10 protein-coding genes and 2 pseudogenes are annotated in these 11,727 nt (G+C 71.0%); 8 read left to right on the forward strand and 4 right to left on the reverse strand.

Annotated elements, in window-relative coordinates; genetic code table 11:
• Positions 1–55: 55 nt before the first annotated feature.
• A complete protein-coding gene (locus ACFXHB_RS31190; protein WP_380578034.1) occupies positions 56–2,422 on the reverse strand; it encodes an NACHT domain-containing protein in 2,367 nt (788 codons plus the stop codon).
• Complete coding sequence (locus tag ACFXHB_RS31195) at positions 2,419–2,625, reverse strand: hypothetical protein (protein ID WP_380578035.1); 207 nt, start codon at positions 2,623–2,625, stop codon at positions 2,419–2,421. Before ACFXHB_RS31195 ends, ACFXHB_RS31190 begins: the two co-directional genes overlap by 4 nt.
• Positions 2,626–3,126: 501 nt before the next feature.
• Between ACFXHB_RS31195 and ACFXHB_RS31200 the strand changes: the two genes are divergently transcribed.
• Positions 3,127–3,273: a hypothetical protein gene (locus ACFXHB_RS31200; protein WP_380578036.1), complete on the forward strand. Its 147-nt coding sequence runs from the start codon at positions 3,127–3,129 to the stop codon at positions 3,271–3,273.
• A 648-nt stretch (positions 3,274–3,921) separates the two neighbouring features.
• Positions 3,922–4,829: pseudogene (locus ACFXHB_RS31205) on the forward strand (transposase).
• Between the two features lie 213 nt (positions 4,830–5,042).
• Here the strand turns inward: ACFXHB_RS31205 and ACFXHB_RS31210 are convergent.
• Together ACFXHB_RS31210 and ACFXHB_RS31215 are read right to left on the reverse strand one after the other, a co-directional pair.
• Complete coding sequence (locus tag ACFXHB_RS31210) at positions 5,043–5,855, reverse strand: arginase family protein (RefSeq protein WP_380578037.1); 813 nt, start codon at positions 5,853–5,855, stop codon at positions 5,043–5,045.
• A gap of 112 nt (positions 5,856–5,967) precedes the next feature.
• On the reverse strand, positions 5,968–6,897 hold the full coding sequence (locus tag ACFXHB_RS31215) for a LysR family transcriptional regulator (RefSeq protein WP_380578038.1): 930 nt from the start codon (positions 6,895–6,897) through the stop codon (positions 5,968–5,970).
• An 80-nt stretch (positions 6,898–6,977) separates the two neighbouring features.
• Between ACFXHB_RS31215 and ACFXHB_RS31220 the strand changes: the two genes are divergently transcribed.
• The 6 genes and pseudogenes from ACFXHB_RS31220 to ACFXHB_RS31245 all read left to right on the forward strand — a co-directional run.
• Positions 6,978–8,456 carry an aminotransferase class I/II-fold pyridoxal phosphate-dependent enzyme gene (locus tag ACFXHB_RS31220; protein ID WP_380578039.1) on the forward strand — a complete coding sequence of 493 codons (1,479 nt, stop codon included), beginning with the start codon at positions 6,978–6,980 and terminating at the stop codon, positions 8,454–8,456.
• Positions 8,457–8,466: 10 nt separating this feature from the next.
• Positions 8,467–9,408, forward strand: coding sequence for an ABC transporter substrate-binding protein (locus ACFXHB_RS31225; protein ID WP_380578040.1), 942 nt, complete (start codon positions 8,467–8,469; stop codon positions 9,406–9,408).
• 28 nt (positions 9,409–9,436) lie between these two features.
• Positions 9,437–10,387, forward strand: coding sequence for an amino acid ABC transporter permease (locus ACFXHB_RS31230; RefSeq protein ID WP_380578041.1), 951 nt, complete (start codon positions 9,437–9,439; stop codon positions 10,385–10,387).
• On the forward strand, positions 10,384–11,175 hold the full coding sequence (locus ACFXHB_RS31235) for an amino acid ABC transporter ATP-binding protein (protein WP_380578042.1): 792 nt from the start codon (positions 10,384–10,386) through the stop codon (positions 11,173–11,175). Before ACFXHB_RS31230 ends, ACFXHB_RS31235 begins: the two co-directional genes overlap by 4 nt.
• Before the next feature lie 136 nt (positions 11,176–11,311).
• Positions 11,312–11,419 (forward strand): annotated as a pseudogene (locus tag ACFXHB_RS31240) (IS5/IS1182 family transposase); the annotation flags it as partial.
• A 64-nt stretch (positions 11,420–11,483) separates the two neighbouring features.
• On the forward strand, positions 11,484–11,727 hold a 244-nt coding region (locus tag ACFXHB_RS31245), incomplete at its 3' end, for a hypothetical protein (RefSeq protein ID WP_380578043.1).

The raw sequence follows: 11,727 nt of genomic DNA on the forward strand, positions 1-11,727 counted from the left end.
GTGCTGGCCTTCTGCGGGGGCCGGCACAGTCAGCGGACGGTCCGCCGGTGGGTGCTCACCCGCCGCTGCGGGTGTCCTCGTGAGGCGAGGACGTGGCCGAGGGGTAGTCGGGCTGTCGGTGGTCGAAGGAAGCACTGAGGTGGCGCTGCAGCCGGATGTGGCGGAACTGGTAGACCGCGCCGGCCTGGCGCAGCACCCCCCGGTGGTAGGCGTCTTCAAGGAACGCGGCGATCGCCCACGGCAGCCTGCCGGTCAGCGGCAGCCAGACGCGCGACAGGACCACCCACTGCCCCCAGGCGGTGAACGAGAACACGTAGGACAGCGCGCCGCCGAGCCCGCTGATGGCTCCGATGAAGTACCCGTCCCCCCACAGCATCGGTCCCAGGAACGGCTGGAGCACAGCCACGACGGGATGGCCGCCGAAGGCGATCGTCAGGGCGAGCATAGGCCCGAGCACGAGGGCCTGACGGATGACCGTCGCGCGATTGGAGGACAGCAGGCCGATCGGGGTGGCCTCCGAGGTCACGTCTAGGGGGGCCTCGAGAACCGCCAGCAGGCCGAACACCAGCCCGGCGCTGGCCCCGAAGATCAATCCGAAGCCCAGCATGTTGAAGAGCGTGCCCTTGACCAATGCGGCCGTGAGCGGCACGCCATTGAAGAACACGCGATTCAAGGTGAGGGCGGACGAGGATCCGACTCCCAGGACGAATCCGCCCAGCAGGACGATCGCGAACCGGTAGGTGAACGTGTGCAGCGGCCTGCGGCCGATACCGCCGCGCGTGCCGGGCAGCCGTAGTCGCACGTGAGTCGGTCCGAACTCCCCGCCGCCGAAGCAGGCGAGGACCCCGTAGACGGCTCCGAAGGCGATACCGGCGGCCGGTCCCAGCAGGGCCCCGATCAGAAAGGACTCGGCGAGATCGACCTGGTAGGCGAACAGGCCCACCAGCCACGCGGACACCGCGACGCACAAGGTGGTGACCATTACGACCGCCGCCGCCCGGGTGGGGCGTGGCAGCGAATCTCCGATCTGCCACCAGGCGAGGTCCTGCTGGTCGCGGCCGAGCCGGGCCATGTGGTGAGCCAGGTAGCCGAGCCAGCGCTCGGCCCGCTCCGGGTCGCGCTCCCAACGCTCCTGCCGGGGGCCGGTGTCGGCCCGCTCACGGACACGACGCCGGTAGACCGTAGGCACGAAACCTGCCAGCAGGTGCTTCTCGACGGAGTGTCCGGTAGGAAACCGCGTGATGTTCAGCAGCTCCCCCGGATCCCGTTCGGGTGTCCGGCTGTACATCGTCTGGGCCAGGACGATCATCAACGGCGTACGGAGAACCTGGGCGAGATTTCTGCTCCCGGGGGTCCGCTGATCCCGAAGTTCCGCCAGAACGGCGTCCCATACAGCCCCTGCACCACTGCCTCGGCCGGCCGGACGGGCGGTCCGGGGCAGGTAGTCCGCGACATCATCCAGCGTGAGGTCGATGAGTTCGACACCGGCGGCCCGAACCAGCGGTGCATGCGCCGCGCGGACCGCGTCGGCGAACTCCTTGCGCCGACTGGTCAGAACGAGCCGCAGGTCGACGGTGTTGAGAGCCTCCAACGCCTCCCGTCGCAGGCCCTCCGCGATCTCGTCGAAACCGTCCAGGACCGGGAGGATCAGGTCGGCGTTCACCAGTGCGGCAGCCAGCGTTGGCCCGCCGGGACCCCGGCGGGCCAGGTCGGGGTGGTCACGCAGCAGCCGATCGGCCAGCCAGTCCCGCAGGGCGACGGCCGTCGGGTCCCACGAGCCGATGCTGAAGATCACCGGCACCCGGTCGGACGGGGAAGGAGCGGCCAGGAAGTCCAGCACGAACCTGATCGCCAGAACCGACTTGCCCGAGCCGGCCCGGCCCAGGATCACCAATCGGCCTGACGCGACCCGCCGATAGACCTCGGCCACATTCCGCAGATCACCACTCAGATCGGTCCGGGACGAACCAGAGCCGGCGGGCAGGCACTGAACGGTCTCGTCGTGCTCCAGCAGCTCCGCGGGCGCACCCTGCCACCGGACAGGCAACGGGAACGGATCCTGAACCCGACTGTGCTCCTCCTCCCGCTGCCACCGCCGCCGTACCTCCTTCGCCAACCCGCGAGCGACCCCGGCCAGCGGATCGTGCACCGGCGCGGGGGCGGCCGGCGCGCCGTAGTGGTAGTGGTGGACGATGTCCCGGCCGGCGGCGGTCGACCCGTCGCCGGATGCCTCCACCCGCACCGAGTACGACGCCGCGCCCGCACCCGCCGCATCCGTCCCGCCGCCAGGGCCTTGCTGCATCGGCTCGGTGACCCCGCCGCCCATCCTCCCGTCCGCCTCGCTCTCCTGCGCAACCGCGCGGCGGCTTCGGCCGTTGTCCGCAGCGGGCCTCTTCTGCCAGGGAAAGACCCGTGTGGTCACCGCCGGGGCCCCTCCAGGTCGATGCCGTGGATGTCACCGCCGGCGGCGACGGACCCCGGCCCGGTGGCGCGTATCTCGCGCTTGTCGATGCGGGGCGAGGCGTCACCGCCGCCAGGCGCGGACGGCCGCCCGGCCCCCACCGCGGTGATGTCGCCAGCGGCACCGACGCCGCCGTTCTCGGCCACCACACGCACCTCACGCACACCACCAGAGGCCGCAGGATCGCCCCCATCCTGCGCCCCGTCCCTACCAGCTGGGGCCCCCCGCAGCAGCCCGCGCACCGTGACCGCCAGACCCACAAGCGCAGCGAGTGCGCCGGCCACGCTCGCGAGCCTGTCCGCGGTCTCCAGGTCCACCAGGACCGGGACCGCCACCAGGGCTGTTCCGGCCACCGCACATACTCCGGCCGCCGTCCACCACGCCCATCGACGCACTCGGCCTCCACCCCAAATCCCCACCGGCACAGTCCCCGTGGCCGAATTCTCCCACCGGCCAGGCCTTCCTGTACGGCGAAACACCCCCAACATCGCCGTCCCAGGAGTGCGCCGGCTTCGAAGGCGTCGGCTCCGTCGAGCACGCCCAGGAGTTCTTCGTCGCCGTCGCCGTCGCCGGCCTGGTCGACGTCCGCGGCTGTCCGGCCTGCCCTACCGCGCACCTGTGCACCCGCGACGCCGTGGCCCGCCATTGCGCCTCACCACGGCGTGATGCAGCGCCACCGGGAGCTGGTGGAGCGGCTGCTCGCCGAGCACCCGACCCAGGCCCAGGCGGCGGGACAACCCGTGCCCGGCCCGGTGAATCACCCCCAGGACCGATCCTGCACGACACCCCTGAGCAAGCCGCTCACACCGTGATGGAGGCGTACCTGCAACAGGTGTGACCAGGCCTTGGCCGGCGCCGGGCAGGTGCCGGGAGAACTGGCCGTGGCCGGTACGTCCGCTGTCGGGGCGGCCACCGAGGTGTTCGGCGATGCCTTGATGAATAGCTTGATACCGCAGGTCAGAGCCCTCTGCGTGTGGCTGCGGTCCCACTGCCGCCGGAGGGCCGTCAAGGTGGCCCGGTCGACATCTCGATGGCCCGCGGCACGGTCAGCCGGGCCGCTCGGTCTCAGGAGCTGAGGGAAAGCCCGTTCTGGACCAGGCCGCACTGCCCAGGCACCGCCACCGGAGGTCTGCTGCCGCTTCCGGCGGTGACTGAGTCTCTTACGCGCGGCCGCGGCCTGCTCGGCTCGCTCGTCGGCGGCGAGGCCGTCCCGGGGCGGAGGCTCGCTCCGTCGCGTGAGTGACTGGGCCCGCCAGGCCCCTAGGCAATACGGAGGGCCTGCAACGACCGCTTCCGGCGGCGACGCCCGCCTGCGTCCGGCATCAGTACAGCCGCCCGGCTCTTCGGGGCGCCCTGGCTGCTGATTGAGATGTGCGCGCTTCGTGCGGTCGCTGATTACGGAGACGACAGCGGGGTGTTCCTCGGGCCAACGGGATGCCGGTGCGTTCGAGGAGGGGTGTGTGAGCGAGCGAAGGGCCCATGTCTGGGCCGGTGTTGACGCAGGCGAGGGCCATCACTGGGCAGCGGTGGTCGACGAGGGCGGCGCCACACCGTGGTCGAAGAAGATCGATAACGACGAGACCGCGATCCTGACCGCGCTCGGCGAGATCCTCGCTCTGGCCGGTCAGGTCCACTGGGCGGCGGACATCTCCGGGACATCCTCAGCGCTGCTGCTGGCGCTGCTCGCGGCCCACGACCAGAGGGCCGTCTACGTCCCCGGACGCACCGTCAACCGCATGGCCGGCGCCTACCGGGGCGAGGCGAAGACTGACGCCCGCGACGCCTACGTCATCGCCGAAACCGCCCGCCACCGCCGAGACTTCACCACGATCGAGGTGCCCGCACAGCTGGCCGCCGACCTCGCCGCGCAGGTCCTGGTCCTGGACGACCGGATCAAGCGGATCGACAAGAAGATCCGCGACATCTTCCACACCCACCCCCAGGCCGGGATCATCGAGTCTCTGCCCGGCATCGGGCCCATACTCGGCGCGGAGCTCGTAGTCGCCGCCGGCGACCTGACGTCCTAGGCGGACGCCGGCCACCTCGCCTCGGCGGGCGGGCTCGTGCCCGTCCCCGCGACTCCGGCCGCCGCACCGGCAACCTGCACCGGCCCAAGCGATACAGCCGCCGCCTGCGACGGTCGTTCTACCTGTCCGCACAGACCAGCATCGTCCGCGACGGGCCGAACCGGGACTTCTCTCTCAAGAATCGTGGCGAGGGCTGCAGACATGTCCAGGCGATCATCGCCCTGGCCCGCCGCCGGGTAAGCGTCCTATGGGCACTCGTGCGCGACAACCGGGTCTTCACCCCCGATCCGGTCGCGCAGGCGGCTTGCCTCAGTCCAGGATGTTCGTCGCGGTCGGAGTGAGTTCGAGGCGACGGAGCATTCCGAAGAGGTCGGTGACCGACAGCATGCGGGTTGCTCCTTGCCCGCGTCGGTCTCCACACCACGGCCGAAGGGTCGGTGTCCTCACGGCCGTGGGGCGCGGACCGCTCTGCTCAGGCCAGCAGAGGCTTGTCAGGACCTGCTGGGGTCAGGGGTGGCGCGGAGCGTCAACCGGGGGTGGGTGTGCCCCTTCGTTCAGCGGTGGAGTTCGGTGAGGAGGGGTTCGAGCGCGGCGACGAGGTCGTCGGCCGTGGCGGAGCCGTTGCCCTCGAACTCGGCGATCTCGGCGCCGACGGGCGCGCTCGCGGCGAGGACCTTCGCGCAGGCGTGGAGGTCCTCGATGCCGAGGCCGCCCGGGACGCTGTAGTCGGTCGCGAACAGCCCCGGTTCCATGACGTCGCAGTCGACGTGGAGGTAGGCGGGGCGGCCCTGGAGGACGTCCGCGAGGCGCTCGTCGAGTCCGCGGCCCGGGGGCACGAGGGCCACGCGGCCGGCTGTGACGTGCTGGATCTCGGCGGGGTCGAGGTCACGGGCGCCGACCAGGATGGCCTGCTGCTCGGGGAGGCCGCCGCCGAGACCGGAGTCCCACCAGCCCAGCGGGCCGGCGAGGGCCAGCCCGCCGAGGTAGCCGGTGGTGGTGTCGGCGGGGACGTTGATGTCCCCGTGGGCGTCGAACCACACCACGACCGCGTCGGGGCGGTGGCGGAGCACGACCGGCTGGGTGGCCAGGGCGACGGCGCACCGGGTGATGACGCTGATCGGCGCCTGTCCGGCGGTCATCACCTGGTCGATGCGCTCAGCCATGCGCCGCAGGGTGGGAAGGGCGCGGCGCAGCTCCCGGTCCCAGTCGGTCGGCCGCGCCGGCTCCGGGGAGCCGACGACGACGGGGGAGCCGCCGAGCCGACGGGTGAACGCCTCGCCGAGCGGGGTGACGGCGCTCATGGCGCGGTCGTTGTGGTCCCCGGCGGGGCCGCGGTAGACGGTGAGGGAGGAGGAGTGCGGGTTCATGTCCACAGCGTGGCAGCGGTCCCGGAGAAGAGGAATGCCGAGATCCTCTGCTGGTGTCCATACCGGGTATGGCGATCTCGCGGCAGTCGGGCCCGCAGCGCCCGGGGCGCCTTCAGGAGGGGCTTTCGCTCCAGCCTTCGGTGATCCTCCGCGCCTGCGAGGCGAGCGCTTCGCGCAAGGTGTCGGCGGAGTCGGAGACGGTGGAGCGGAGCATGGCCACGCTGATCCGCCGGGCCAGGGGAGGGCCGTCGACGGGGCGGACGGCGATGTCGAGTTCGGACTCGTGGCCGGTGAGGGCCAGGCGTGGGATGAGCGCGACCGCGATGCCGGCGGCCACGAAACCCTTGAGCATGCCGTAGTCGTCGGTGCGCATGACCCGGACGGGTTCGAAGCCCTCCCGCGCGCAGGCCCAGGTGAGCACGCGGTCGCAGGGGTCCCAGTCGCTGGCGCCCATGATCCAGCCGGCGTCACGTAGCCGGCCGAGGGGGACGCGGTCCAGGCCGGCCAACGGGTGGTCGGCGGGGAGCGCGAGGAGCAGCGGGTCGTCGAGCAGGGGGTGCAGGACGAACTCCTCGTCCAGGTCGAGGGGTTCTCCCGGCTGGGAGTAGACCAGGGCGATCTGCACGCTCCCGGCGCGCAGGGCCTCGACCACGCTGGGAAGCTCGCCTTCCACGAGTGAGACCTTGACGCCCTCCCGGGCCAGCTGGCGCAGGGCCGGTGGGAGCAGGAGCGCGCCGGCGGTGGGGAACGTGGCGGCGCGAAGTGACTTGGCGCCCTGTTCGATCAGAGCGCGGACTTCCTGCTCGACCAGGCCCACCCGGCCCAGTACGGCTTCGGCGTGGGGCAGCACCAGCCGTCCGACCTCGGTGAGGTGGACGCCGCGTGGACCGCGGTGCACCAGGGGCGCGCCGAAGTGCGACTCGATCGCGGCGAGGTGGTGCGCGACGGTCGGCTGGCTGTGGTGCAGCGACCGTGCGGCCGCCGCCAGCGAGCCCTCACGGGCGATTGCCCGCAGTACCTGGAACTGGCGAAGCTCCAGCACGCCAATCACCATACCTTCTATGGAGACCACAAGAGGATTCCAGTATTCCTCTTGTCATCGCCCGGCGTCATCCTCGAACCGTGCTCACGCGAAACCCCTCCCTTTCCCAATCCTGCGCCCCCTACGCCGATGCGCTGACCGCCCACGCGCGGGAACCCTGGCTACGGTTGAACGTTCCCGGCCACGCCGCGGACCCGGACGCCTTCGCCGACCTGGCCGCCTTCACCGGCGATGCCCAGCTGCGCCTGGACGTCCCGCCACTGCTCGACGGCATCGACCTGGGGCCGGGCAGTGCGCGGGCGACGGCGCTGCGGCTCGCCGCCGAGGCGTGGGGGGCCCGGCGCACGTGGTTCCTGACCAACGGCGCGTCCCAGGGCAACCGCCTCGCGGTGATGGCGCTGCGGTCGCTGGGCGGGTGCCTGGTCGTGCAGCGCAGTGTGCATTCCAGCGTCGTCGACGGCCTGGTGCTGTCCGGTCTGCGGGCCGCGTTCGTGCAACCCGACGTGGACTACACGCTCGGCATCGCGCACGGTGTCATCGCCCACGACCTCGCCGTCGGCCTAGCCGAGAACCCGGACGCCGCGGCCGCCTACGTGGTGACGCCCAGCTACTTCGGCGCTGTCGCCGACGTCCGGGCCCTGGCCGACACCGCCCACGCCGCCGGGGTTCCGCTGGTCGTGGACGAGGCGTGGGGCGCCCACTTCGGCTTCCATCCCGGGCTCCCGCGAAATGCCCTCGCACTCGGCGCGGACATGGTGGTCTCCAGTACGCACAAGCTGGGGGGCAGCCTCACCCAGTCGGCCATGCTGCACCTCGGCGACGGACCCTTCGCCGACCGGCTCGAACCCGTGGTGGAGCGGGTGTTCCAGCTCACCCAGTCCACCAGCGAGAGCGCGCTGCTGCTCGGCTCCCTGGACCTGACCCGGCGCCGCCTGGCCACCGGGGCGGACGCCATCGGGCATTCCCTGCGCGCGGCCGACCTGATGCGCGAAGGGATCCGTGCCCGCGGACGCTTCGCCGTGGTCGGCGACGGGTTCGGGGAGTTCCCCGACATCGTCGCCGCCGACCCGCTGAGGATCCCCGTCGACACCCGCGCCGGCGGCATCAGCGGCCACGAGGCCCGCTGGCGGCTGATGGCCGATCATCAGGTGTTGGTCGAGGTCGCGACGGACTCGGCCGTCGTCGCCGTCGTCGGCGCGGGCACCGCCCCGGACGTGACACGCTTCGTGGACGCCCTGCACGCCCTCCCCGTCACGGTGCCAGCGGGCCCGAACCCTGAGCGTCTCAAGCTCCCCGCCCCGGGCGAGGTACGGATGACGGCGCGGGAGGCCTTCTTCGCTCCCAGCCGCAGCATCCCGGCCGACGAGGCCGTCGGCCAGGTGTCGGCGAGCACATTGGCCGCCTACCCGCCCGGCATCCCCAACGTCCTACCCGGCGAGGTCATCACCACCGAGCTCGTCTCCTTCCTGCGGAGCACCGCCCGTACCCCCGGCGGCCACGTCCGCGGAGCCTGCGACCCCCAGGTGCGGAACCTGCGCGCAGTCACCCCCACCAGATGAGGAACCTCCCATGAACAGACCTCCAAGACGTCTCGCCCGCACCACGGCCCTCGCCGTGGCGGGCTCCCTGGCCGTTGCCGGATGCGGCAGCTCCAAGATCGCCGGCACTGCCGGCACCGCCCCGAACGCCTCGCGGCCGATGAACGCGCAGAGCGCGGACCAGGCGCTCGTCGCGCTGGTCCCGGCCGCACTCAGGGCCAGGGGCACCGTCCGCATCGCCACCGACCCCACCTACGCGCCGAACGCGTTCAAGGACCCGAACGGCGACATCATCGGTATGGAGGTCGACCTGGGCAACGCGATCTTCACGAGGCTCGGCCTGAAGCCGCAGTGGCAGAGCGCGGACTTCGGCATCATCATCGGCGGCCTCGACGCCAAGAAGTACGACCTGGGCCTGGCCTCGTTCACCGACACCCGAGAACGCGAGAAGCAGCTCGACATGGTCGGGTACTTCAACGCCGGCGAGGCCATCGCCACCCTGGCCGGCAACCCGTACAAGCTGACCGGCAACGCCGAGGACCTCTGCGGTATCAGGGTCGCGGTGCAGACCAACACCATCGAGGCGACCGAAATCGCGGAGACGATCAACCCCGCCTGTACGAAGGCCGGCAAGCCGGAGATCCCGGACAACGGTGACCGGTTCAACGCCCAGACCGACGCCGTCTCCGCATTGGTGGCCAAGCGCGCCCAGGCGATGATGGCCGACTCCCCGGTGGTCGACTACGTGGTGCAGCAGAGCAACGGCCGGCTGATGAAGATCGGCTCCGCCTACAACACCGCCCCCTACGGCATCGCCATCCCCAAGGGGGACGGTCGGCTGGCCGAAGCGGTTCAGGGCGCCCTCAAGGGCCTGATCAACGACGGCACCTACGTACAGATCCTCACGAAGTGGGGCGTCCAGTCGGGCGCGCTCACCGCGGACCAGGTCCTCATCAACGCCGCCACCGGCTGATCACCCCCTGTACGTGAGGCAGACAACCATGACGATCTCCCAGACGGCGGCGCCCCCGGAGCGGCGTGTCCCGAAAGCCATCCAGGCAGTCGCCGTGCGGCATCCGGGCCGATGGATCGCGGTCGCCGTCATCACGGTCCTGGCCGCGATGTTCATCCACCTCCTGGCCACGAGCAGCGTCCTGCACTGGGACGTGATCGGTCAGATCTTCACCTACAGGACCGTGATCGCCGGTCTCGGCCGAACACTCGGCCTGACGCTCCTGGCCATGGCCATCGGCCTGGTCGGCGGCAACCTGCTCGCCGTCATGCGGCTCTCCAGGAACCCGGTGCTCTCCGCGGGCTCCCGGCTGTACATCTGGGTGTTCCGCGGCACCCCGGTGCTGGTCCAGCTGTTCTTCTGGAACTTCCTCGGCGCGCTGGTGCCCACCGTCGGCCTAGGCATCCCGTTCGGGCCGACATTCGTGACCTGGAACTACAACGACCTGGTCGGTCTCTTCACCGCGGCCACCCTCGCGCTCGGCCTCAACGAGGCCGCCTACATGGCCGAGATCGTCCGCGCGGGCATCACCTCGGTCGACGAGGGCCAGACCGAGGCGGCGCACTCTCTCGGCCTCACACAGGCGCAGACCCTGTGGCGGGTCGTGCTTCCGCAGGCGATGCGGGTGATCGTCCCGCCAGCGGGCAACGAGACGATCTCGATGCTGAAGACCACCTCCCTGGTCTCCGCCATCGCCCTGGAGGACCTGACCCGGGCCGGGCAGGACATCGCCTCGCGGACCCTCCACCAGATCCCGGCGCTGGTGGCGATCAGCCTCTGGTACCTGCTGCTGACCTCGGTCCTGTCCATCGGCCTGTACTACGTCGAGCGGTACTACGCCCGAGGCGCCAACCGCGCGCTGCCGCATACCCCCTGGCAGAACGTACGGAAGAACCTGCTCGGCTCCAAGCGGGCGACGGTCACCGGAGGTACCGTATGAGCGGCGCAACGGCAGCCCCGTCCGGCGTCGAACCGACGGTGCGCGCCGAGCGCGTCCACAAGCGCTACGGCGCCGTCGAGGTACTCAAGGGCATCGACCTGGAAGTCAGGACCGGACAGGTGTGCTGCCTGGTCGGCCCGTCCGGCTCGGGCAAGTCGACCTTTCTGCGCTGCATCAACCACCTGGAGAAGATCGACGCCGGACGCCTGTACGTCGACGGCGAGCCGGTCGGCTACCAGGAGAAGGGCGGCAGGCTCCACGAACTGCGCGCCCGCGAGGTCGCCGCACAGCGCCGCGACATCGGCATGGTCTTCCAACGGTTCAACCTGTTCCCGCACCGGACCGCGCTGGAGAACGTCATCGAGGCCCCGACCCGGGTCAAGAGAATGCCGAAGGCGCGGGCGCGCGAGCAGGCGATGGATCTGCTGAACCGGGTCGGCCTTGGCGACAAGGCCGGCAGCTACCCCTCGCAGCTCTCCGGCGGCCAGCAGCAGCGGGTGGCGATCGCCCGCGCGCTGGCGATGGAGCCGAAGCTGATGCTCTTCGACGAGCCCACCTCGGCGCTCGACCCCGAGCTGGTCGGCGACGTTCTCGACGTCATGCACGGCCTGGCCGAGGACGGCATGACCATGGTCGTGGTCACTCACGAGATGGGCTTCGCCCGCGAGGTCGGCGACGCGCTGGTCTTCATGGACGGCGGCGTGGTCGTCGAGTCCGGTCACCCGCGTGAGGTGCTGACCAACCCGCAGCACGAGCGCACTCGGGCCTTCCTGGCCAAGGTTCTCTGAACGAGGATCGCGGCGTCGGCCATCGGGTGACCGTGGAGAGCCCGATATGGGGAAACTCGTACGGCGGGTTCGGAGGTGGGCCGCGCGGAAAAGGACCTGCAGATGGCAGGCACCTCGTCGCGCGGCCTACCCAACCAACAGGCCGAAGGCCTGGCGGGGCGTCGCCCCTCGGTTCGACAAGACGCCCGAGAGCTACCTCGCAGGCCTTCACCTCGGCGCCTCGATGACCTGGATAGAGGACCTGCGTCGGCGGCCTTTCCGTGTGTCCCCGTTGCCGACGCGGATCGGGCCCGGCTGCGGTGCTACAGGTGCGGGCCGATCAGCAGCACGGTGAGCACCGCGCCGTCCTGGCCGTCGCGGACGGCGCGGCGGCCGGGACTGCACCGGCGCAGGACCTCTGGGACAAGATGATCGAGCTGCGCATGGTGCAGGCCCTGGACGCCTGCTGCGTACTGCCCGGCGACGCTGACGACTCGCTGACACGAGAACTGGGTCGCTGCGCTTCTTCCAGAACCCGCGTTCGACCGTCGCCGAGACGGGTGGGGGAACAGG

It is taken from the genome of Kitasatospora sp. NPDC059327, from assembly GCF_042752535.1.
Taxonomy (GTDB): domain Bacteria; phylum Actinomycetota; class Actinomycetes; order Streptomycetales; family Streptomycetaceae; genus Kitasatospora.